The sequence below is a fragment of the Algoriphagus algorifonticola genome (assembly GCF_007655305.1).
GTDB lineage: Bacteria > Bacteroidota > Bacteroidia > Cytophagales > Cyclobacteriaceae > Algoriphagus > Algoriphagus algorifonticola.
The window spans coordinates 1-22,799 of the sequence record NZ_VLOG01000031.1; the positions used below are offsets into that span (position 1 = coordinate 1).

At 39.1% G+C, this 22,799-nt stretch carries 19 protein-coding genes; 9 read left to right on the plus strand and 10 right to left on the minus strand.

Annotated features, from left to right (window positions below; genetic code table 11):
• Window positions 1–250: 250 nt before the first annotated feature.
• Window positions 251–781 (minus strand): REP-associated tyrosine transposase, encoded by a 531-nt coding sequence (locus FL972_RS06745; RefSeq protein ID WP_144604290.1) that lies wholly within the window; start codon window positions 779–781, stop codon window positions 251–253.
• 185 nt (window positions 782–966) lie between these two features.
• Between FL972_RS06745 and FL972_RS06750 the strand changes: the two genes are divergently transcribed.
• On the plus strand, window positions 967–3,204 hold the full coding sequence (locus FL972_RS06750; protein ID WP_144604291.1) for a TonB-dependent receptor family protein: 2,238 nt from the start codon (window positions 967–969) through the stop codon (window positions 3,202–3,204).
• Here the strand turns inward: FL972_RS06750 and FL972_RS06755 are convergent.
• Window positions 3,201–3,530 carry a Rieske (2Fe-2S) protein gene (locus FL972_RS06755; RefSeq protein WP_144604292.1) on the minus strand — a complete coding sequence of 110 codons (330 nt, stop codon included), beginning with the start codon at window positions 3,528–3,530 and terminating at the stop codon, window positions 3,201–3,203. The genes FL972_RS06750 and FL972_RS06755 overlap by 4 nt on opposite strands.
• A gap of 171 nt (window positions 3,531–3,701) precedes the next feature.
• On the opposite strand from FL972_RS06755, the gene FL972_RS06760 reads away from it, so the two are divergent.
• Together FL972_RS06760 and FL972_RS06765 are read left to right on the plus strand one after the other, a co-directional pair.
• Window positions 3,702–4,448 carry a hypothetical protein gene (locus tag FL972_RS06760; protein ID WP_144604293.1) on the plus strand — a complete coding sequence of 249 codons (747 nt, stop codon included), beginning with the start codon at window positions 3,702–3,704 and terminating at the stop codon, window positions 4,446–4,448.
• A 138-nt stretch (window positions 4,449–4,586) separates the two neighbouring features.
• Window positions 4,587–4,964 (plus strand): GxxExxY protein, encoded by a 378-nt coding sequence (locus FL972_RS06765; RefSeq protein ID WP_091653303.1) that lies wholly within the window; start codon window positions 4,587–4,589, stop codon window positions 4,962–4,964.
• Window positions 4,965–5,135: 171 nt separating this feature from the next.
• Here FL972_RS06765 and FL972_RS06770 read toward each other — a convergent pair whose 3' ends face one another.
• From FL972_RS06770 to FL972_RS06780, 3 genes are read right to left on the minus strand one after another with little or no spacing between them, the layout of a single operon-like run.
• On the minus strand, window positions 5,136–6,278 hold the full coding sequence (locus FL972_RS06770) for a cysteine desulfurase family protein (protein ID WP_144604294.1): 1,143 nt from the start codon (window positions 6,276–6,278) through the stop codon (window positions 5,136–5,138).
• 24 nt (window positions 6,279–6,302) lie between these two features.
• Window positions 6,303–7,697 carry a phosphoglucosamine mutase gene (glmM, locus tag FL972_RS06775; RefSeq protein ID WP_144604295.1) on the minus strand — a complete coding sequence of 465 codons (1,395 nt, stop codon included), beginning with the start codon at window positions 7,695–7,697 and terminating at the stop codon, window positions 6,303–6,305.
• Between the two features lie 57 nt (window positions 7,698–7,754).
• The gene (locus tag FL972_RS06780; protein ID WP_091653308.1) at window positions 7,755–7,985 is read right to left on the minus strand and encodes a hypothetical protein; all 231 of its coding nucleotides are present in this window, start codon (window positions 7,983–7,985) and stop codon (window positions 7,755–7,757) included.
• Between the two features lie 72 nt (window positions 7,986–8,057).
• Between FL972_RS06780 and mazG the strand changes: the two genes are divergently transcribed.
• Window positions 8,058–8,861, plus strand: a complete 804-nt coding sequence (mazG, locus tag FL972_RS06785) for a nucleoside triphosphate pyrophosphohydrolase (RefSeq protein WP_144604296.1) — start codon at window positions 8,058–8,060, stop codon at window positions 8,859–8,861.
• Between the two features lie 345 nt (window positions 8,862–9,206).
• On the opposite strand, the gene FL972_RS06790 is transcribed toward mazG, so the two are convergent.
• The 3 genes from FL972_RS06790 to FL972_RS06800 all read right to left on the minus strand — a co-directional run bounded on the left by FL972_RS06790 (window position 9,207) and on the right by FL972_RS06800 (window position 12,744).
• A complete protein-coding gene (locus FL972_RS06790; protein WP_250161303.1) occupies window positions 9,207–10,331 on the minus strand; it encodes a glycosyltransferase in 1,125 nt (374 codons plus the stop codon).
• Window positions 10,307–11,455, minus strand: a complete 1,149-nt coding sequence (locus tag FL972_RS06795) for a glycosyltransferase (RefSeq protein WP_250161304.1) — start codon at window positions 11,453–11,455, stop codon at window positions 10,307–10,309. Before FL972_RS06795 ends, FL972_RS06790 begins: the two co-directional genes overlap by 25 nt.
• 158 nt (window positions 11,456–11,613) lie before the next feature.
• Window positions 11,614–12,744, minus strand: coding sequence for a glycosyltransferase family 4 protein (locus FL972_RS06800; protein WP_144604298.1), 1,131 nt, complete (start codon window positions 12,742–12,744; stop codon window positions 11,614–11,616).
• A gap of 559 nt (window positions 12,745–13,303) precedes the next feature.
• Here FL972_RS06800 and FL972_RS06810 point away from each other — a divergent pair.
• From FL972_RS06810 to FL972_RS06820, 3 genes are all read left to right on the plus strand, one after another.
• Window positions 13,304–14,044: an exonuclease domain-containing protein gene (locus tag FL972_RS06810; RefSeq protein WP_144604299.1), complete on the plus strand. Its 741-nt coding sequence runs from the start codon at window positions 13,304–13,306 to the stop codon at window positions 14,042–14,044.
• 86 nt (window positions 14,045–14,130) lie between these two features.
• Window positions 14,131–14,466 carry a BRCT domain-containing protein gene (locus FL972_RS06815; RefSeq protein ID WP_144604300.1) on the plus strand — a complete coding sequence of 112 codons (336 nt, stop codon included), beginning with the start codon at window positions 14,131–14,133 and terminating at the stop codon, window positions 14,464–14,466.
• 100 nt (window positions 14,467–14,566) lie between these two features.
• On the plus strand, window positions 14,567–17,011 hold the full coding sequence (locus tag FL972_RS06820) for a S8 family peptidase (RefSeq protein ID WP_144604301.1): 2,445 nt from the start codon (window positions 14,567–14,569) through the stop codon (window positions 17,009–17,011).
• Here FL972_RS06820 and FL972_RS06825 read toward each other — a convergent pair.
• Window positions 17,008–18,042 (minus strand): AAA family ATPase, encoded by a 1,035-nt coding sequence (locus tag FL972_RS06825; protein WP_144604302.1) that lies wholly within the window; start codon window positions 18,040–18,042, stop codon window positions 17,008–17,010. The genes FL972_RS06820 and FL972_RS06825 overlap by 4 nt on opposite strands.
• A gap of 1,132 nt (window positions 18,043–19,174) precedes the next feature.
• A complete protein-coding gene (locus FL972_RS06830; protein WP_144604303.1) occupies window positions 19,175–19,429 on the minus strand; it encodes a helix-turn-helix domain-containing protein in 255 nt (84 codons plus the stop codon).
• 128 nt (window positions 19,430–19,557) lie between these two features.
• Between FL972_RS06830 and FL972_RS06835 the strand changes: the two genes are divergently transcribed.
• Both FL972_RS06835 and FL972_RS06845 read left to right on the plus strand, forming a co-directional pair.
• Window positions 19,558–21,117: a cysteine peptidase family C39 domain-containing protein gene (locus tag FL972_RS06835; protein WP_144604304.1), complete on the plus strand. Its 1,560-nt coding sequence runs from the start codon at window positions 19,558–19,560 to the stop codon at window positions 21,115–21,117.
• Between the two features lie 609 nt (window positions 21,118–21,726).
• Window positions 21,727–22,791 (plus strand): 6-bladed beta-propeller, encoded by a 1,065-nt coding sequence (locus FL972_RS06845; RefSeq protein WP_250161305.1) that lies wholly within the window; start codon window positions 21,727–21,729, stop codon window positions 22,789–22,791.
• Window positions 22,792–22,799: the final 8 nt, after the last annotated feature.

Here is a 22,799-nt window from a genome sequence, read left to right on the forward strand (position 1 = left end):
TGAAATGCCCATGAGGAAAAATCTCACACAACTTGTCCCGTCCGCCGCGGCGGATCGGGAGGGTATGATTATCCTGGGCATTCCATCTGACCACTGAAAAACAAATTATAAACAGATGAAAAAGCCATAACAAAAATTAAATCTTTCGGATTGAAAATTCTTTTCACCATGTTCCTCGGAATTTGCAATCCATGTTCCTCGGAATTTGCAATTCCGAGGCAGTTTTGTAGGATTTGTAATCCGCTTTTTATTATCCAAACACCTCTATTTCTAGCTTACCTTTTCTAATACCATAAAAATCAGCGGCACTACTCCAAATGTATTCCTCCTCTTTTTCTACAAACCCAGCTCTTACGGGGTTTAAATGGATATAATTTGATTTTTGAGCAAAAAATTCTCTAGAATAAATTTCCTCTCCATGATATCCTTCCTCCCAAAACCAAATTCTATTCTCTATACTAAACATTTTGCTGAGCCATTCCCGCCTGCTTTCAAGGGGATTTTCTTTGATTAAAGAAAAAAGACTTTTAGCAGTAAACTTTTTAAAATCCCTTATGATATCACTTAGATTTTCTTCTTTGGCTCTTAAAATCAAGTGGCAATGATTTGTCATCAAAACCCAGCTAAAAATTTCTAATCCTTTATAAATTTGACAATACCTTAAACTCTCCACGATTTTTTCTCTATAGATATCACGGGTAAATACATCAACCCACTGATGCACAGTAAAAGTTACAAAATGAACTGCCCCCTGATCCTGAATTTGATATGAAAAAGCCATAACAAAAATTAAATCTTTCGGATTAAAAATCCTACGATAGGACTTCGGAATTACAAATTCCGAAGAACCGAAGAGCCGAAGATTTTTGAGAGCATTGAAAAACAAAATCTGATTACTTGGCTTATTCTCAGTGGACTTTATACAAAACCCTGAACCAATCTGTCTTAATACTTGTATTTTCGAATATGAAAATTCTTTTCACCCTACTTATCGCCCTTAGCGCCAGTTTCTCGATAGCCCAAACTCAATTTACTATTCAGGATGCAGATACTCAGAAACCCTTAGAGAAGGTACTCATTAGAGTAAACGATAAGAGCTTTTTTTCTGATCAAGAAGGAAAAGTCCAGATTCCTTTCTCTGAGCCAATATCCGCCATATTTTTCTTAGAAGGCTATGAAACCATCCAAGGAAATTTTGAGCCTGGATCTTATATTCTACGCCTCAAATCTTTGTCCTATTCTTTGTCGGATTTTACTGTTACGGCTTTTGAAACAGAAAGACCGCTTTTGAAACAGTCAGCTGCAATCAGTTTGGTAGGGGAACAGGACTTTAGCCGCTTTAATGAGACCTCCATTGTCAATTCCTTTAATACCAAACCGGGAGTCCGAATTGAAGAACGTGCACTTGCTTCATACAGGGTGTCGATTCGGGGAAGTTCTCTCAGAGCTCCTTTTGGTGTTCGAAATGTTAAAATCTATTGGAATGACGTTCCTTTCACGGCCCCTGACGGAACTACCGCTTTGAATTTGTTAGACCTCAGTAATATCCGAACCGCAGAAGTGATCAAAGGTCCTTCCGGAAGTATTTACGGTGCGGGAAACGGAGGAGTAATCAACCTTAAAAGCCCTGCTGATCCCAAAGGAGGATTGGTTTCAGCAGAATATGGCGGAGGATCTTTTGGATTAAATAGAAGCAGGATTGCGATTTCTCAACAAGTGGGAAAGGGAGGCTTTGAAGCTTCCTTGGTGAAGCAAAAACTAGATGGGTATAGAGAACACTCTGCTATGGACCGAACCGTTTTTCAGCTGGGAGGATTTATGCCTGTTTCCCAAAAGCAGGAGCTAAGAACTCAATTATTGGTTTCTGATTTGGATTATCAAATCCCCGGGGCATTAAATGCACAGCAACTAGCCGAGGACCCTAGACAAGCAAGACCGGGTTCTGTCAACCAAAATAGCTCTATTGCCCAGAAGTCAGTGTTTGCCTCATTGGGTCATTTATATAGATTTTCTGAAAAGGCCCAGAATAATACTACCCTTTATCTCACTACTAACGATTTTGAAAATCCCTTTATTCTGGATTATAAAAAAGAGCTGGGCTTCGGATATGGAGGTAGGTCGAGGTTTACCTTTGACTGGAACTTGGCAGGAAAGCCATTCAGAATAATAGCTGGTGGAGAATATCAAACAGCTTTGACAGATGCCCAGAATTTTGGAAACAGAAATGGCCTAGCTGATACAGTGCGCTTTGCGGACAAACTCAAGGCCACCCAAGGCTTTCTATTCCAGCAAGCCGAGTGGGAGCCTACAGAAAAAATCTTGCTGACTCTCGGTCTTAGCCAAAATTTTTCCTCTTTCGAAATAGACAGACAAATCAATGCTTCCGGTGGACCGACGGGCTTACAAACCCGGACTTTTGACCCTATTTTGATACCCAGAATAGCAGCCAACTATTCTCTCAACACCTATTCCTCCATTTTTGGTAGTATCAGCAGTGGATTTTCTCCTCCAACTATAGACGAGGTAAGGACTAATGAAGGCAGCTTGAATTTAGATTTGGAAGCTGAAAGAGGAGTCAATTATGAGTTGGGATATAGAATGGGCAAAAATCGCCTGAATGTAGATGTGACAGCCTTTTATTTCAGGCTCAATGAAACTATCACAACTTTCACCAATGAACAGGGTGTAGTACTTTTCAGAAATTCCGGCTCGACTGACCAAAAAGGAATTGAAGCAGCTATCGATTATGTATTTATTCAACAAGCAGTGGGCTTTATTAGAAACTTTAAAGCAGGAACAGCCTTCACTGGTCATTACTTTCAGTTCAAAGATTATGAGCAAAGAGGAAATGACTTTTCAGGAAATGACCTGACAGGAGTTGCACCAAATAATCTGGTCAGCAAATTGGATTTTCGGTTTGCAGGAGGCTTTTACTTGAATTTTACCCATCAGTTTACTGACGAAATCCCACTCAATGACGCTAATACCGTTTATCAAGATGCCTACAACTTGGTCAATACAAGGTTGGGAATTATTCAAAATTTGGGAAAAAGAACCGTGATTGAATTGTATGCCGGGGTAGATAATCTTTTGAATGAAAGTTACTCTTTGGGAAATGACCTCAATCCTTTTGGAGGAAGATTCTACCAACCCGCTCCCACAAGAAATTATTACGGTGGACTTAAAGCCTCTTTCCGTTATTAGGAGTCAGGAACTGTAATTTTCAAGCCACCTTCGGTCAATATTGCAGGGAATACTTCCAAATCTCGGCAGTATCCTGCTTTTACCTGTCCGGTCTTCAAATCAAATCTGTATTGGTGTAAGGGGCAGATAATCTCACCCTGACCATTAATATTCGCCTGAAGCAGGGAGGCTCCTCTATGAGGACAAGAGTTTTCAAAAGCATAAAACTCTTGGCCTAGGCGCATAACACCAAGAATTTTTTCACCCAAAGCAACCCTCTTTATGACTCGCTCCGGAAAAAGTGACAGCACCTGATCTTGAGAGTTTCCTACTGTATAGTCCTTCATAGAAATTGTTTATGCCTAAAATGGCTCCTTTTTACCAATCAAAAAGTAAAGATTGGTTTTTATTGAATTGTTTTGGAATTTAAGTGAAAGAACTAATCAAATTTAGAAGTATAACGTATGTTTTAAAGCTGAAATACAGCTCTAAACAGTTTGGCTAAAATTATAAACCCTATGAAAAAGTTTCTCTTTTTACCCCTGCTTATGCTTTTCGGAATGGGCTATGCTCAATCTATTGAAGGAGCTTGGAAAATGACCCATCAAAATGGTCAGCCTGTTGAAGATGTAGAATACATCAAAATTTATCAGGACGATTACTTTGCCTTTGGTGCCAAGAAAATTTCAGATAATCATTTTCTAGGTGCCGGGGGAGGGCCTTTTGAGCTAAATGGCGGCAGTTATGTAGAAATTCTGGATTTTTTTACACTAGATCCATTTCAAGTCGGAACAGTCAATAAGTATAAACTGGATTGGGTGGATGGAAAAATTGTGATCAGTTCAGAAATCAATGGAAACATGTTGGTTGAAATCTGGGAACGAGTGTCCGATTCGGAAGATGATCTCACCGGAAACTGGGTAATCACAGGAAGAAAAAGAGGAGAAGAAATCTCCAGAAATACTCCTGGAGCTAGAAGAACCATCAAAATACTCTCTGGCGGCAGATTTCAGTGGGTCGCATTTAATTCAGAAACAAAGGAATTCTCTGGTTCCGGAGGCGGAACATATACAGCCAAAGACGGGAAATACACTGAAAATATTACGTTTTTTTCCAGAGATGACTCCAGGGTTGGAGCAAGCCTAAGCTTCGATTATGAAATGATCGATGGAGAGTGGCATCACAGTGGACTTAGTTCTACCGGCAGTCCAATCTATGAAATTTGGACTCCCTATGCGATCGGATATCCGGGATCAAAGAAGTGAATTCTGAAGTCTTAAATTAAAAAGCTGAAAATTCATCTACATGAAATAAATACCTTTTTATCAGGTTAATCAGCTTTGGGTTCCCTTCAGTGGCAAGCCAAAAGGAATTAGTTTTTTGATTAGCTAATTTTTAATCTTATGCATGAAAATGAGATAACTTTTATCGTCAGGGGTGCGATTTTTAAAGTCTACAATACTCTGGGACCGGGTCTACTAGAATCCAGCTATGAGGCTGCTTTGGGGTATGAGTTGGTGAAGTCCGGATTAAATGTGGAGCATCAAGTGGGGCTTCCGATGGTATATGAAGAACTCAAGCTGGAAGTTGGATACCGAATTGATTTACTAGTCGAAAAAAAAGTAATTGTAGAAATAAAATCCCTGGAAAACCTTCATGAAGTTCACCATAAACAAATCCTTACTTACTTGAGACTCTCGGGTATAAAAGTGGGCCTATTGGTTAATTTTAATACACTTCAAATTGATAAAGAGATTCACAGAAAAGTAAATAATTTTTAATTCTTTTTTTCCCGCAGATTCACACAGAAAAATTCGCAGATAAACGCTGATTTTATGAAGAATCAAGGTTGATCCGAAGCCTTTGGATCTGCGAAAATCAGCGAAAACAATCGGCGTAAATCTGCGGGAAATGTAAAACATAAAAAAGGAGCCTTTCAGCTCCTTTTTCTATTATACTTCTACAGCGTATAGCTCTTTAAGTTTGCCAATTGTGTAATCTACTTCTTCTATATTATTAAATCTGCTGAAAGAAAATCTCACAGAATCTCTTTCCGGATTATGATTCAAAGCTCTTAGCACGTGGGATCCTACGGTTGCCCCTGAACTGCAAGCAGAACCTCCCGAAGCAGAGATTCCTTCCAAATCCAAATTGAACAACAACATCCCCGCATTTGCCTCTGAAGGAGGAAGACTTACATTCAAAACTGTATACAAGGAGTTTTCCAAATCAGCAGACATTCCATTGAATTCTACTCCCGGAATTTCGGCTTTGAGCTTTTCTACAAAATGCTTCTTCAGCGCTTTGATATGAGCCTCATGCCCTGCCATATCTTCATATGCAATTTCAAGCGCCTTAGCTATCCCGATGATTCCGATGACATTTTCAGTTCCCCCTCTCATATTCCGCTCCTGAGCTCCACCATGAATAAAAGGGTGGATTTTTTTATCCTTCCTTACATATAAAAACCCGGAACCTTTAGGTCCATGAAATTTATGCCCGCCAGCTACTAAGGCATCGATTGGCAGACTCTTCAAATCGTGCACATAATGACCCATGGTCTGTACGGTATCAGAATGGAAAAATGCACCGTACTCTCTCGCCAAAGAGCCAATTTTATTCAAATCATTCAAATTGCCAATTTCATTATTGGCATGCATCAATGAAATTAGACTATTTGGATTGGCTTTGAGCAAGGCTTCCAACTGATCCAAATCAAGCTCACCTCGCTCATTGACATCCAATTTGCTGAGTTGTATATGCCCTTTTTGCTCACAAACTTCCAAAGTATGAAGTACCGCATGGTGCTCTACAGGAGAAGTGATAGCATGCTTGATCCCATGAGTTTCGATCCCACAAACCAAAGCCGTATTGTCCGCCTCGGTGCCCCCAGAGGTAAAGAATATTTCTGCTGGTGTGGTATTTAGCAATTCCGCTACCTTCTTTCTTGATTTCTCAATTGCGGAACGAACTTCCCTTCCATGGCTATGAACCGAGGAGGGGTTTCCGTAATGGTTTTTCATAAAAGGAAGCATGGCTTCGATCACGCGATCGTCCATTGCTGTGGTGGCGGCATTGTCGAAATAAACCTTCATCTCTTTAGGGTTGGGTGGGTATTATCAAATCAAAGAAGCACTTACTACCTCTTTTATATCTTGCATAATTTTCTTGGCTAAATGCTCAGCAGTAGCCTCAGAGTCAGATTCAGAGTAGATTCTAATGATGGGCTCCGTGTTGGATTTTCTCAAGTGAACCCATTCTTTATCAAACTCGATTTTTACTCCGTCTATATCATTGATCGGCTGCTTTTTGTACTTGTCCTTGATTTCTGTGAGGATTTTATCCACATCGATTTCAGGAGTCAGCTCAATCTTATTTTTCGAAATATAATAATTCGGGTAAGATGCTCTTAATCTGGAAATTGTTTTTCCGAATTTGGCCAAGTGAGTAAGGAACAAACCTATACCTACTAAAGCATCTCTTCCATAGTGAGAAGTTGGATAAATTATGCCTCCATTTCCCTCTCCACCAATGACCGCTTCAGACTCTTTCATCTGATTTACCACGTTGACTTCTCCTACCGCAGCAGCAGTATAAGTACCGCCTCTTTTTTCAGTCACATCCCGCAAAGCACGGGTAGAGGAAAGATTAGAAACAGTATTACCCGGTGTTTTGGAAAGAACATAATCAGCCACTGCCACTAAGGTGTATTCTTCTCCAAATGGCGATCCGTCCTCATTGATGAAAGCAAGTCTATCCACGTCTGGATCGACTACAATTCCCAAATCAAAACTTCCTTTTTCGAGTTTTTGGGAGATATCCCGAAGGTTTTCTGGCAAAGGTTCTGGATTATGTGGGAAATGGCCGTCAGGAGTGCAATACATTTCTTCGATGGTCTCAACACCTAAAGCACGTAATAATTTTGGAACTGCGATCCCACCAGTGGAATTAACTGCATCCACCACGATCTTGAAATTTCTGGCTTTAATCGCCTCCACATCCACTAATTCCAAGTCCAAAACATGCTGGATATGTCGATCAATGTAATCATCGATTTGGGTGTAAGCTCCTAATTTTTTGACTTCAGCAAATGAAAAATCCTCATTTTCTGCTTTTTCAAGGATATCTATCCCTTCAGCATCTGAAATAAACTCTCCTTTCGAGTTCAACAGTTTCAATGCATTCCACTGAATTGGATTATGACTAGCTGTCAGGATAATCCCTCCACCTGCTTTTTCCAAAGGAACAGCAAACTCTACTGTGGGAGTTGTGCTCAAGCCCAGATCTATGACATGGATTCCCAATCCTTGTAGGGTTGCAGATACCAATCTGGAAATCATATCTCCAGAAAGTCTTGCATCTCGGCCAATGACTACCTTGGCATTTCCGGTTTTTTCCAAAACCCAAGCACCATAGGCTGAAGTAAACTTGACCACATCAATGGGAGTAAGACCCTCTCCTGCTTTTCCTCCGATAGTACCTCTGATACCAGAGATTGATTTAATTAATGACACGTACAGAAATTGGTTTAGTACAACTTAAAAAAGCCCTGCGTTGGCAGGGGCAATAATTTATTTGAATTTAGCGAGAACTTTATCTACTTCATTGTCAGGATTTCCGCAACTGCTGTTGGCGTCTACGGTTTTTCCGCAATAAGAACAGGTTTCTCCATCCTTGTTCAGATAGGGGTTTTGAGAGGCACAAGTGCCTTTAAATTCTCCGTTTTTAAGGAATATGAGCCTTACAGACATCAAAACGAAGAATAATGCCACGAAGCCCAGTGTTATTAATACAGTTGTCATAACGGATAAATTTGCGCAAATTTAAAGCTTTACTTCGAAAACGACCACAAATCAAACTTAGTTTCCCAAATCATGTCGAATTTGAGTACTCGGGCTGAGCAACTTGCAGCCTTCGACCGACTATTAACCATCATGGATGAGCTTAGGGATCAGTGTCCATGGGATAAAAAACAGACCACAGAAAGCCTGAGGCATTTGACTATTGAGGAGACTTTCGAGCTTTCCGATGCGATATTAGAAGGTAATTCTGAAGAAATCAAAAAAGAATTAGGTGACTTACTGTTACATATTGTTTTTTATGCCAAGATCGGTTCTGAGGAAGGGAACTTCGATATCGCTTCTTTGACTCATTCGCTTTGCGAAAAATTGATTAGGAGGCATCCTCACATCTATGGAGATACCCAAGCAAATGATGCGGATACAGTCAGTCAGAACTGGGAAAAAATCAAACTTCAGGAAAAAGGAAATAAATCTGTCCTAGGGGGAGTTCCTAAATCATTACCTGCACTGATCAAAGCTATGAGAATCCAGGAAAAAGCAAGAGGCGTGGGCTTTGACTGGGAAGAAAAACATCAGGTTTGGGAAAAGGTGGAGGAGGAAATGCAGGAATTTAAGGAGGAATTCAATGCAGCGGCTGAAGAAGAAATAGACAAGGAAAAAGCTACTGCTGAGTTTGGAGATTTGTTGTTTTCATTAATCAATTATGCGCGCTTCATTGACATCAATCCTGAAGAGGCACTGGAACGAACTAATTTAAAATTTATCAAGCGCTTTCAGTATTTGGAAAATGCGGCTAAAGAATCTGGTAAAAACCTTTCTGAAATGACCTTGGCAGAAATGGATGTGTATTGGAATGAAGCTAAGGGGAAAGGGTAGGTTAGAAAGCTAAAATCAGAAAGCTGAAAAAGGCAAGGTTTGATCTATCGTAAAAGAAAAATAAAAAGTTTGGTCGTCACTGCGAGCGAAGCTTGCGGAGCGCGGCAGTCTCATAATCTCTCGCCGAGACGCAACGACGCAGCGGTTTAGGTCTCCCGCGAAGAAAAGAAGTTGCAAAGTTCTTTATAAGCTATGCTTTCTATCATTCCTCTGTGGTTTAAAAAAATAGTTTCTTGAGACGTAAAGGCGAAGCAATTTTTTATTTTCCCTCAATAGTCTTTGAGTTTTTCTGTGAAGCCTCTACGTCCCTCGAAAATCAAAATTGAAAAATCTCAGATCTTAAAATTACTTCCGCGCCAACTCCCGAAAAACCTCCAAGTACTGCTCCGTCACATAATCCCAATTATATTTTTGAATAAGGCCATCCTTTGCTGTTTTTCGAAGAGATTCCATTTTTTCTGACTCTGATTCTGCCTTGGCTACTATTCGTCTAACTGATTCAGCATTCTTTTCAAAATACCAACCATGCTTGCCATTCTGAAGCATTTCCTGATTGAAAGGAGTATTGAGAGCTAGAATCGCACAACCATATCCCAAAGCTTTTAGCATAGCAGGATTAGTGCCGCCAAACTCATGCCCATGAAAGTATCCAAAGCAATGAGAGTACAAAGCCGCTAATTCATTGGGGTCGGTCACATAGCCTGTAAATAGCAAGCGAGGATCCTGAATGTTTTTCAGTTGAGTGGCCCATTCATCCGAAAAGGGCACATCTCCTACAATCACCAATTTTTTGGAGGAATCGGATTTCAAAAAACCTTCGATAATCAAATCAGCATTATTGTCAGGTACCAACCTCCCTACAATCAAGAAATAGGTCCTTGATTCCAGTTTCCATTTTTCCAAATAGCTTTGAGAAACACTTTCTTTTGGATTGGCTCCATAGGCAATGACTTTGGAGTCTTTATTGAAAAGCTCCAGATACACCCTTCTCATTTCATCTGAGTCATTGATGATTTGATCATAAAATCGTGTGGCCATTTTTGAAGCCCAATAAAAATACTTGGAGCCAAAGCCTTTCCATTTGGGTCTCAACCATTCCAGTCCATCCACATTAATCGCAGTGGGTTTCCTGAAAACCTTGGAAATTATTCCAAAAGGACCGTTTCCGGAGTTTACTACCAAGATCACATCCACATCCGAAAAACAGGCGTGAAGCATGGAAAAAAAAGTATGAGTCAACTGAGTAAGACTTTTGGACTCAATGGCAGGAGTGTAAATGCATTCTATACCATTCACAAACCGGGGCCTTTTTGGAAATAGTGCACGGTGATTATACACCCGCACATGCACTCCTTTTTTTACCAAGCGCTCTCCGAGTTCCTTAATCATGGTATCATACCCACCGTATACATAGGGGTATCCTTTGGCACCCATGATGGCAACTTTCAATTTCGGTTCAGCTGCTGCCATATGTGCTTTTTAATTTTCTCTTCGAATGATTCCAAGCTGAACTCTTCTAAAACCCGAACTCGGCCTGCTTTACCCATTTCTAGCCTTAAATCCTCACTTTCTATCAACTGACTGATAGCTTCTACTCCTTTTTTCACATCTCCTATGGGGATCAAAAATCCACTCTTGCCATCTTCCAACATCTCTGAGGCTCCGCCTGACAGAGTTGCTACAACAGGCTTTCCTGCTGCCATCGCTTCTAAAATCACCGTTGGAAAAGAATCCGGTAAAATGGAAGGTAAAACAAAAATATCCATAGCTGCCATTAGCTCCGGAATATCCTTCCGAAAGCCCAGATAGCTCACTTTAGACTCCAAATGATTACTTCTTATCTCTTCGTGAATTTCTTCCAATATTGGTTCATAACCGGGATAAGGATCTCCAATTAACAAAAAATGGGTTTCCGGATATTGCTGAGAAAGCTGCTTCGCCATTTCAAGAAAAAACAATTGCCCTTTACCAGGATTAATGCGACCCACCATTCCTATGCAGACTTTCTTTTCCGCTACTCCTAGTCTCTTTTTAGCCTGATCTACATTTTCCAAAAATGCCTGATAAGGAATACCGTTATGAATTACCTGCACTTTTGATTTTCGAAGTAATTTTTGCCAATGAGCAGCAACGGCTTCTGAAACAGCTATAGGCTGAGGAGTACCTTTGTCAAGAAAACTGCTCAGCAATTTGACCAAGGGTTTGGGGCCTGGTATAATCTCGTGGATGTGCCAGGTATGTGGAATGTTTTTTCTTCGGGAAAAAATTGAGCCTATAATTACCGCCAACGTATTGGAATAAACCAATTCAAATTGAAATTTCTCATGGAGACTTGAAAGGAAGCGATAAGCCTTAAGATTTTTATTGGCTCTATTAATTAAGCCTAATAGGCTGACGTATTTTCTTCTCAGAATTCCGAGATTGAAAATATAAACAGGAATCCCCAATTCGCTCAAATAGATTTCAAGAGGTCCTTGATGAGGTAAAACGACAACAGGATTAATACCGGATTTTTGAAGTGCCTTGATAGCTTCTAGAAAAATTCTGGAAGAACCGTATAAATCCGCTGAACTTGTTAGAAAAAGGATATTCAAAACCTTGCTGATTCCTGAACTTTGAGGAGAAAATGATTCTTCAAAACAAATGGTGTGAATGTTAAACCAAAGAAGAATTGGGACTAAAAGTACGATAAAACTGATTTATTTTGAACCTATGTAAACATTTTGGATGATTAAGGAGAAAAGGAGTCTTTCTACTCAACCAAACTCGGTTCTAGAATTTTCCTTTGGAAGGCTTCAATAAATTTTTGAGCTGAAAATTCCTGAGATCTTATTTTCCCTTTAGCCTTCATGCTTTCACAAAGTTCCTTTTCCTGATCCAGATGAATCATTTTTTCCAGCAAGTCCTCTTGGTTTCCTGTTTGGAAAGAAAGGCCTGCACCTCCTGCCACTTCCAACAAGGCTTCCTGATCTGAGTGAATCACCGGTAGGCCAAAGCCCATGGCTTCAGGGATTGGAATACCAAAGCCCTCATTTCCTGATGGAAAAACATAAGCAAAAGCATTTTCATACAAAGCCTTAATTTCCCCATCTGTCAGGTATCCCGGAAGAAGAATTTTTTCCTTCATTCCTAATTCTTCAATTAGGCGCTCCACTAATGGTAAATCATTCATTTGCGCACTTTGCCCCGGGCCTCCAACCAAAACCATCTTTTTGTCCGAACCGGTAATTCGTACGAAATCCGCAAAAGCTTTCACCAACAGAGGCAGTTGCTTTCGTTTATCAAAGGTGCCGATGTGTAAAAAATAAGAGCTTTTCGTCAGCAGTAATTTCTTGATAATTGATTGGTCACTAGCCGCTTTCAGACTCTTGGGGGTTTGATAGATCACTGATATTGGCCAGTTTTTACCTAAGTGCTTTTCAATTGAGGTTCTGGAATATTCAGTAGTTGTGATGATTTCGGTTTTTTCTCTCAGTCCTTTTTTTATCAAGCTCAAAAAGTACTTTCTCCACCATCTCGGGTAATTCTGTGGCATTTGCCAAAAAAACGCATCGTGGATGACTGTTAACCTTCTACAGGGAAGAGATGCTGCCGGCGAGACAAAATCAGGGCAAATCAGAACATCCGGCTGGTGCTTTTTGACCAAATCAGGGAGCTGAAACTCCTTCCATCTCAGGTAATCCAGGTGATAGTTGAGTCTTTGAATTTTGGTTTGCGGACCCTTGAAACTTTGATCCTTCACCTGTTCATCCGGCTCATGGGTAAAGATCCATTCTATCTCCTTATGGGGATATTTTCGGGCCGCTTTTGCCAATTCCATCATGTATGTTTTAATACCTGTGGTGGCTACGTTGAGATATTGAAGGTCAAGTAAAACTTTCAAACTAATGCGTTTTTCTCAAAGTTAATGGATTCTTCCATACTCCCTCACGGAATATCCAATCATCCACCAGCTGAGCCAAGCGACATAGGTATACATTTCTGCATTTGCCACAAATAGGGGTAAAAGCTATCCAACCTTTGTAGCCGCACCGACGAAGGCGATCCGAGCCTTGGGTGTAGAATCTGTTTCGTAAAAAACCCGTAAAGTCAAGATCACCATTAACCTGTTAAATCTAGCGAATCACCTTTTCCTACCCTATTCGACTCAAATTCTTTTTCCCTTATCATGACCTTGTAAAGTGGTAGGGCCAGAACTGATTTACATGGATAATTTCCCTATTGAACAAATCCATTTTAAACTTTTAGATGGGTTTTCGATGAAAAATACCCTGTACTGGGTATTTTTTCCTCCATGAAATTCCTTTTCTTTGAGCAGGAATTTTAATGGAGAAAATTGTAGGTTTTGACTTTTTCAAAGCATTAGTTAAAGTCAATGCACAATTGGACTCCTTACTAAGTCCTCACTACTTGGAAATGTTGGAAATTATAAACCCTCGCCCATGAGCTGGTTTAAGAACAATTTTAGATCGAAAGACAAGATTTCAATTACTGTAGAAGGAGTAAATCCTCAAACCGAAAATGAATTTCGATTTCTCAACTTTTTAGAACGTGAGCAGGTCTTTTTTCTGGAGAAATGGTTTGAGCAGTCCAAAAAGTTAGGCCATCAGTTTAAGCCACAGTATTCAGATGCAATAGTGCAGAAAATCAGAACAGGCAAATTTAGCAACCCACACAGTTTCCCTGAATATTTCAACTCTGAATTTGATTTTATAGCCATTGATTTCGAAACTGCCAATAATAATAGAGTGAGTGCATGCGCTTTGGGTTTGGCATTTGTTAAAAACAACACCTTCGTGCACGAAGAGAAACACTATATTCTCCCTCCTGCTGGTGAAAAAATTCTAAGTTCTCATGAGCGATTTCATGGAATTCAAGAACAGGACCTAGAATTTGCACTTGATTTTAAAGAGCTATGGGATTTAGAGTTTTCTAAATACTTTAATAATAATCTGATCGTTTTTCACAATTCTAGTATGGACTTGAGTGTTTTGAAAAGTCTATTCTCCTACTACAAAATAGAGGATTTCAGCATTGATTACATAGATACCATGAGGCTTGCCGAAATATCGGGTAAGCCAAAGAAATTAACTGAACTTGCAAATCTGTTTGAAGTTCCCATCATTAAGCATCACGACCTAAAGAAGATGCAAAGGCATGCGCGAATATTTTTAAGGAGCTGAAAGAACTTGCTCCTAATTATAGAGAGCTAATCCAAAATGTTAATGTCGATAATTTAAGGGATAAAGTATCCTCAAATGCGGTAACCTTGAAGATTCAAAATTACAACCTTGATATTATCTCGGAATATTATATTTCAAAAAAAGAGCTTGAGGATCTCCAAATCGAAGGTTCAGCATTCCTTTTCACAGGGGAGCTTACGGAGGACAGAGAGGACTGTAAGGATTTTATTGTGGGGTACGGTGGTCTAATTAAATCAACCATAACGAGTAAAGTAGATTATGTGGTTGTTGGAGCTGAATACGGCTGGTCGAAAATTCAAAAAATTCACCTCCTGAATTCCGAAAGAAACCTCCGAATTAGGCTTCTTTCGAATGCTGACTTTCTACGATTGAAAGAAAGATACGAGAAGTTAAATTTCTAGTATGAAATCAAGATCAAGCAAACGGGAGATAGCCCTCTCAATTATAGCCTATTGATCTTATATTTCAATTAATTGTCTTTTCATTTTTAACCTTTCCGGTATGCCAGACTTTCCACACCTATTTTACTCCAAAAGCCCAGCGAAAATCAAGGGTTTTAAAAGAACCAGAGGGCGAGATACTAAAAATGAAGAACAGAAGCCAGAACCATTACCTCCCATATCCGAGGAGAAAAAACGTTTTCTGGTAGCGAAACTTGATGCATATAGCTCAGCATCACGAAATAGAATCAAAAGTAAAACGCTTGAAGTCCCAACCAATATCGATTTAATTCAAATCAATTTTATAGTCACTTTTGACCGAGAACTGGAAAACCACTTTTTTGGAAGATATAATTTTTCCGCAATTGAAAGATCCAACTTCAATAGAAATGTCCTCTTTAGTATAGGAAAGGAGGATGATTTTCAAACTTTTAGTACGGATATTACTGCTATTAGTAGCCTCAGTGAAGGTGAGGATCATCGAAATCAACCTTATTCCCGATTGGCCTTGATCAGTGATTTTTATCTTTTGGATTCCAAAGGAAGGAAAGGGGTTTTATCAGGTCAGGAAAGCTTTAACTTGACTATCTGCGATATATTGGAAAATCCAGAAGCTAGGGTCCAGCTTAATTTTATGACCGATTATTTAAAGTCTAAAGGAGTTGAAATAATTGGCAATCGGGTGGCTCTGAATCTTCTTTTTCTCAAAAACGGCTTTCCGGGGCTGGACCAGATTCTTGTTGAGAACTTTGACATCATAAGACTGATCACTTCTGCCAGGGTACCCTTGATAAAACCTGGATCTGTAGCCACCCCGATCCGTAGTTATGGGTTTAAAGTAGTGATTGACGAGGACTTGCCAATAGTATGTGTAGTAGATACAGGAATTCAGATTTCGGTAGAGCCGATCAAAGATCTATTAACGCCAATCTTCATTGACCACACTGGCAAAGCTCCCTATTGGGATGATTCAGGGCATGGTACGGCAGTGGCAGGTCTTATTGCATTCGGTACTGATTTTTTTAATACATCTTTGAGGGAAATTCCCGCAAAGGCAAGATTGGCGGTGATAAAGGCCATCCATCAAGAAAACGATGATTTGAACATTGTTGCCTTAATCAATGACATTCGGGAACTCCATCTTAGTTACGGGATCAGGATTTTCAATATCTCCTTAAATCTTCCCGGTTCAAAACCTTACAACGGACCCGTAGGTAAGTTTGCGTACGAATTGGACAAGCTCGCTTATGAATTGGACATCCTTATTGTCAATTCAGTTGGCAACTATAGTTTGGATGACATGGATTATTGGGTGTTTGATGGCTCTTTAGATCCTGTTGCTCAATACCCCTCATTTTATTACCAAACGAATCCGGAAATTCCTGGTCATTCCTGTGAATTTACTAATCTGCAAGAGCCTGCGGAATCCATGAACAACATTTCTGTTGGAGCCTTGGCAGGAAATTTCGAAAATGGAGTCACAGATGGGATTACCCCTGCCAGAGAATATCCAGCATATTATTCCCGAAAGTTTCATTGGGATATCTCCATCACGATAAATGGTTCAAAGCTTAAGAAAAGCCAAAAGAATAAGCACTTGGTAAAGCCAGACTTGGTATTTGAAGGTGGAGATTATCTGAGTCAGGAAGCTGCCATGGAAGTGCTCACCAGTCCCCAAGATAATTCGCCCTACTATGGAAGACTGGCCGGGACCAGTCTGGCCACTCCTTTGGTCACCTCCCTGATAGCCCAATTGGTAAAGGAGTATCCAACGCTTCAGATGACTTCCATTAAAGCATTGCTGATTAATGCTGCTCAGTCTCCCGCTGGGATAAATCCACCACACTTTGATTCAGCAGATGGTAAAAAATTGTATCGTAATCTTATTGGCTTTGGACGGCCAAACCCTGAAAGGCTAATAGAAGGCAATTCGGATTCCATCACTTTCGTAATTGAGGACCTCATTACTTTCGGTGATTTCTATTCCTTTGATTTGAGATTTCCGGATTGGGTGCTGTCGACATCCAACAAAATTGAACTCACAGCTACATTGGTTTACAAATTCCTTCCCGTCCCAAACAATCATTTAGCCTACCTTCCCCTGCACATCTCTTTTGGAATATTCAGGCCGGTGGATATTTCTATTCTTTCTCAGAAGGATTTAGAAAATTTCCAATTACGATCAGGAGCCTCTTGGGCAGAAGATCACTTTGGAGTAGAAGACAGGATATTTTCCAATGTTCAGAAGCTCGCTTTTCTTATTTCCAGTCAGCACTTTGATCCTGATAACCCTTCAGTTTCTATTGCCATTCGTTGTTATGGCAAGTCAACTATTCCGGAATTGGCTTTAAGGCATTTGCAAAATGAAAATCATCCTTTCTCATTAGTGATTAGTCTAAAGGAAATCCCAAAAACGAAGAAGTCCAAGCTTTCAGGTTCGCTTTATAATGATGTCATGCTTTTGAATGACCTTCAGGCAATTGCTGATTTGGAGGCAGAAAATTAGACTTTACCGGAATTACTGATTGCGGTTTTTTCTTCCTCAATCAATTTTTCCCAGATTGCTTTATCAATTTCAACTTTAGAAGGTACCAAATCAGTCTCCAACTTATACAGACTCCGCTTCATAGCCGCGATAAGGGTCTTTTGGATGCTATAGAAGGACAGCCCTTTTGCCTTCTGGATCAATCTTTTGATTCCTGATTTGCTGCCCAAGGTAAATACCCCACGCTTGAGCGTCAATTGGATTAACTCCTCGATTTCATGTTGGGCGGGAAGCTCAAATCCAATCTGGGTATCAAACCTTCTAATTAAAGCATCATCCAGCATGCCAACCTGATTGGTGGCAGCGATCACAATGGTGGACTGAGGTAGGTAGTCAAACAATTGAAGGATGGTGTTCACCACCCGCTTCATTTCTCCATGATCTTGGCTATAGTCCCTTACCTTTCCCAAAGAATCAAATTCATCCAAAAATAATATGTAATCCCCAGCTGCTGCTTTTTTGAAAATCTTTGCTAGGTTTTTACTAGTCTCTCCAAGTTTGGAAGATACGATGGCCCCTAAATTGACCACCAAAAGTATTTTTTCTAATTCACCAGCAATGACATAGGATGCCAAAGTCTTCCCGCAACCCGATGGACCATAAAATAGGATTTTATGAGCTATGGGTAGATCCAGTGCTTGAAGTAGGTTTTTTTTCCGATGCTCCAGAATAAAATGATCCAGCGATTCTTTGATCTGTGGAGTGCAGATTAGGTCAGATAGTCGGTAGTCCGAAGTCACTTGGTCAAGAATCAACTGATCTACTTCTTTGCTGCTTGGGGTTTCAAATCGAATTCCCGAACTGGTTTTTAAAGATCCCGAGGAGTGATGGCGGATTGCTTCTTTCAGAATGGACTGTAGCTGTATGGCCAGATTGGTTTTTTTGCTTTTTCGGGCATGTTCGATCATCTCCTGAAGGGAATCCTTCAGCTTTTCTTGGTCGTTTTCGAGACCAAATCGTGCAATATCTTTGATATAATCGAACTGTGTCACTTGTGAGAGCGCATTAATAAATGATTATGATTGGCGAAAATCACTCCAATAATTAAGCGATATTCACTTAAATCAGCGAAAATCACAAAAAGTATACTTACAAAGTAAGCATTTTGTTGACAAAGTCTCTTGCCATCTATTAAAAACTAATCAAGATTGTTGAATTTGAATAATGAATTTTGGAAACGGTGAGAAAGCAATTTGATCTTTAGAAAAAAAATTGAATTCAAGGACTGAATTTTTTTGACCTTAAGCCAAAAATATCCACTAGTCGAAGACTAAGCTTTAAGAAACAATCCGATAGGACTGAGCGTCAAGAATTAATTCAGAGGATTAATCTAGCGAGTAGCCTGTCCTGAAAACGAAGTGTGTCGGGAAGCCAGGGTGCATGGAGGCCATTTACCCTTGGGCCAGGATGCAGGGCGGGCAAATTCCACCCAGTCCAAGCGATAATTTGACTACAGAGAAGAGGGGTGTCATATTTTGTTTGACTATAAAAAGAACTAGACTAGACTGTATGTTCCCTAAGCACGTGATGACCGGTAAATAAGAAATGTGACCATTTTGGGGAAAAAACATTCAAATTTTCTAAGTTATTTCCCATTCAAGAATTTAAATTCTTCATGCCGGTTTGCTTCTTTAGCCAGTTCGATTTTCTCTTTGGATTCTATTTCCAATCGTTTGGTTCTTTCCTTCTCTCTAGTTAATAAGAATTTAAAGAGGCCAAAAATTCCAGGACATAAGATTAGAAGTATAATTGTCCATCTGTTCCTAACCGCTTAAATAACTGTACCAGTTTTGTTGCCTAGACTTAGGAACTAACTGAAGTAACCTTGATAATTTTATTGACAGAAATCTGGACAAATTTGGAAAACAAAGTCCTAGATCTGGAAACCAACAGATGAGGGAATGAAAAGGAGTTTAGGTGTAATAAAATATTTCCTTTGAAAATTTATCATTGGTCTAAATTGAATAGGAACCCTTCAAATTACCAAATAGTACTTTATAACTTCAGAGTTCGAATGACAATGAGAAAGTGATAAAGTGTAAAAAACTAAGATATTATTTTTGATAATATTGACAAAAAATTTTTTAATTATTCATGAGCTAATTCAGGTTTTTAGAATTTAAATCATTTGGTTCTTAAATTTATCGTTTCTTCAGGGATAGTGGGCTTAGTTAGAAAGATTCCTTCTTTTTCAAGAAGTCCATTGATGTCTATGTCATAAATATCTCTAATTTTAGACAATAGGAGGATATTTGGAATCGTTTTACCACTTTCCATATTGGATAAGGATTTTTGAGAGATTCCAATTAGGTCTGCAACTTCCTGTTGTGACATTTTTTTTTCTTCACGAATTTTCTTCAAATGACTTCCTAAACACATAAAAGATTAATAAGTAAAAAGTTACTGAAAATTAGAAATATCTTACTAGGAGTATACCTAAGGATGTCTCAAATTAGTATTCAACAATTAAAATCAAAAAGAAATTTAGATTTTTTAGTTTTTTGCTTATGGAAAATAGTCTGATTTGCCTCAAAAATTTATTTGAATTAGTTAATCTACCTTTTACTAGAGGATATTTAAAGGAAAAATTGCTCACTCATCCTGAGCCGGATTCCTTACTGGCTATATCCGATACTTTGGCCGAATACAAAGTAGAAAGCCTTGCTCTCCAAATGGGAGAAGATAATTTGGATCAACTTCCCCTGCCCTGTGTGGTTCAGGTCAACAAAAATCCGTATCCTTATTTCACTTGTTTGACTCAAGTCACTGAAGATTGGGTGGAATATTTGGATGAAAGGGGAAAACTGATCAAGCAAGCCCGAAAAGAATTTGTGACCCTATGGACTGGGATAACTCTGGTGGTAGAAAAAGGAGAGCATTCCGGAGAGCCTAGATATTCCCAGCGAAGGAAGGAGCAGATGATCTATCAATTCCTTCATTATTTCCTTGGTGCAGTCGGACTAGCTTGTATCCTTGGATGGGATAATAGCACTTCCTATTCACTTGAAGCGATAGCACTTTTCATAATAAAGCTAACAGGCCTGGGTATATCGGCCATTTTGCTCTGGTCAGAGGTAGATAAGAAGAATACTGCAATTACCCAATTTTGTGGAGGTGGAGATCAATCATATTGCAATTCAGTCATTGACTCCTTTTCAGTAGCTGGACTCATTAGCTTGGGTAATCTGGCCTTTGCTTACTTTTTGGCAGGCACTTCCCTACTCTTGATTAGTTCATTTTCTGGATCGGCTCTAGCGTTGTTGGGTTTCCTTAGTATTTCCAGTTTGGCGATTATCCCATTTTCGCTGTACTATCAGGGCGTCAAGCTAAAAAAATGGTGCCGCCTCTGTCTTTGGATATCCGGGATTTTAGTAGTGGAATTGGCAGTCAGTCAATTTCTCTTGCCTGATTTAGCCTGGCTTGCACTCAGAGAATTGGGACTGTTTTCATTTGTTTTCTTGACTTCTGCCCTGGTCTGGATCAGCCTTAAGCCTTACTTGATGGCTCAAAAAGAGCTATACACTACCAAAAGCAAGTTGGCCAAGATTCTGTCTAATAAGGAGCTATTCGATCAATTCCTGAGCAAGTCCAGACAGATCACTTCTAATCCCGAAGGGTTGGGGATATTCCTAAAAGGGGTAAATCCGAAATACAATATCTTAAAAGTCTGCAATCCCTACTGTGGTCCCTGTGCCCGTACGCATCCCCTTTTGGAGAAGCTCTATGAAGCCGGGAATATTGATTTACAGATCGTATTTGTACCCGGAGGAGGAGATGAGATAAGACTAAAGACTATCCGGCATCTTTTGGGGATTGCTTCTCAAGGAAATTTAGAAATAACCCGCCAAGCTTTGGATGAGTGGTATAGTCAGGAAAAGAAAGATTATGAAGTCTTTTCGGCAAAGTATCCACTCTACGGAGAACTGGCAAGGCAGGAATCCAACCTCAAATCCATGCTGGACTGGGCAGAGAAGGAGCAGATTACCCATACGCCTACGATTTTCATCAATGGCTATGAATTGCCATCGACCTATGCAGTGGAGGATTTGAAATATATCTTAAACTAAAAAAAAGCTGCTAATGCAGAAAATAAATATTCAATCGCGATGAATAGTCACAGTCTTCGGTGACTCAAATGGTCGGAGGGTTAGCTTATCAAATAAAATCAATTAGTAACAATTTAAATCCATAAAAACTATGAAAAAATTAAGCTTAGAAATGCTCAGACTCAGCACCAATGAGGTTTTGGAAAGAAGTCAGATGAAGAAAATTACTGGTGGGTATGGGGGTTGCACTGTGTGCTATCGTTATGACTCCAACTTAAATCAAAATGGTACATATACTACCTCTGGTTCTTGTAATGCTGGGACGACGTGCTATAATGACCCAGATTGTTTTACGTGGTCTTGTCATTGATTCTGTAAGCTATGTATCAGATTACACTATACTAATTTAACATAATAAGTTACTTAATAATACGTTGACTGATATTTTGTTTATCAATTAAAGAACTACTCCATAAAGTTTTATTTGGAGTAGTTCAATTTTACTATTATTATGTTTTTAAATATAGTAAACTTGAAAAATTCTTTAATATTTCAAAGTTACGAAAAACCATAAAGGAATAGTTAATATTTATAGAGAATATTGTAATGGCCAAGATATCAGTATCGATCATGAAATATATTATTAGGATATTGTTTTTCATAATAATTTTCCAATTTCAGAATTGTGGAAATAAAGATCATCCAAACTATTCTAAATCAACTAAAGACATTGACATAAAAATAGATTTTTTGAAGGAAAGTTCGCTTGAATTTGATTTTGAATTCCTAGACTCTATAAACCTTGAGGTTCCCGGAAACCCTCCCCTTACTTCAATCCAAGACTTGGTTTTTTCGCAAAACTTCTTCCTTCTTTTAGATAGAAAACAAGGGTTATTAAAATTTGACAACAATGGTATGTTTCTCTTTAAAATTGGAGAGTTTGGTCAAGGGCCAGATGAATATGCTATGCCCTATGCACTTCACTTAGATGAAAAGAAAAACATTGTCTATGTGGCAGATTGGCAGAAAATGGTTATTCTCACTTACAGCCTCGAAGGAAAATTTGAATCAACAAGCAGTAAACTTCTGGGGCATCCTATATCTTTTTATAAAGAAGATGATACGCTTCTGGTAGTACAGGAAACAATAAATGGAACAAAAGAGCATCCTAGAGAGGTGATGATAAACTCATTTAAACCCAATAGTCTTGAAATTGTGAATAATGAAAGCCCCGCCTACAGTTTTTATTCTAATTTCAACATTATCCATCCCATTCCCAGGATATTAAGCCGAGTAGGTAATTTAAGCTTATTTTACATGCCAATTATTCGGGGAGAGATTTCTTCTCATACCGATAGAGATACAATTTTTAGACATCAAGACGGTAAATTGACCCCAGAGTATTTAATTCATTTAATTGGTTTTGATAGTTCAATGCAATTGAGTATAAGCCAAATAGTGATATCTGATAAATATGCTTTTTTACGCGTGATTTATGACAACTATCCTTATCTTTTTGTGATTGATTTAGAAAGTAATAGTCCCTTAGGTCATTTAAAGAAATTATTCAATCAGGAGATGACAGATGAAATGATTCCAAGGCCTATTAAAGAAGATAGGTATTTTTCCATTCTTAGGGATAAGGAGAATGGCTTAGAGAAAAATCCACAAATTTTATTTTACCGCATACTGTAGTAAAGAGA

Excerpts from the sequence above, each read along its gene's own strand:
- FL972_RS06745 (WP_144604290.1), bottom strand. The coding sequence starts at position 781 with ATGGCTTTTTCATATCAAATTCAGGATCAGGGGGCAGTTCATTTTGTA.
- FL972_RS06750 (WP_144604291.1), top strand. The coding sequence starts at position 967 with ATGAAAATTCTTTTCACCCTACTTATCGCCCTTAGCGCCAGTTTCTCG.
- FL972_RS06755 (WP_144604292.1), bottom strand. The coding sequence starts at position 3,530 with ATGAAGGACTATACAGTAGGAAACTCTCAAGATCAGGTGCTGTCACTT.
- FL972_RS06760 (WP_144604293.1), top strand. The coding sequence starts at position 3,702 with ATGAAAAAGTTTCTCTTTTTACCCCTGCTTATGCTTTTCGGAATGGGC.
- FL972_RS06765 (WP_091653303.1), top strand. The coding sequence starts at position 4,587 with ATGCATGAAAATGAGATAACTTTTATCGTCAGGGGTGCGATTTTTAAA.
- FL972_RS06770 (WP_144604294.1), bottom strand. The coding sequence starts at position 6,278 with ATGAAGGTTTATTTCGACAATGCCGCCACCACAGCAATGGACGATCGC.
- FL972_RS06780 (WP_091653308.1), bottom strand. The coding sequence starts at position 7,985 with ATGACAACTGTATTAATAACACTGGGCTTCGTGGCATTATTCTTCGTT.
- mazG (WP_144604296.1), top strand. The coding sequence starts at position 8,058 with ATGTCGAATTTGAGTACTCGGGCTGAGCAACTTGCAGCCTTCGACCGA.
- FL972_RS06790 (WP_250161303.1), bottom strand. The coding sequence starts at position 10,331 with ATGGCAGCAGCTGAACCGAAATTGAAAGTTGCCATCATGGGTGCCAAA.
- FL972_RS06810 (WP_144604299.1), top strand. The coding sequence starts at position 13,304 with ATGAGCTGGTTTAAGAACAATTTTAGATCGAAAGACAAGATTTCAATT.
- FL972_RS06820 (WP_144604301.1), top strand. The coding sequence starts at position 14,567 with ATGCCAGACTTTCCACACCTATTTTACTCCAAAAGCCCAGCGAAAATC.
- FL972_RS06830 (WP_144604303.1), bottom strand. The coding sequence starts at position 19,429 with ATGTGTTTAGGAAGTCATTTGAAGAAAATTCGTGAAGAAAAAAAAATG.
- FL972_RS06835 (WP_144604304.1), top strand. The coding sequence starts at position 19,558 with ATGGAAAATAGTCTGATTTGCCTCAAAAATTTATTTGAATTAGTTAAT.
- FL972_RS06845 (WP_250161305.1), top strand. The coding sequence starts at position 21,727 with ATGAAATATATTATTAGGATATTGTTTTTCATAATAATTTTCCAATTT.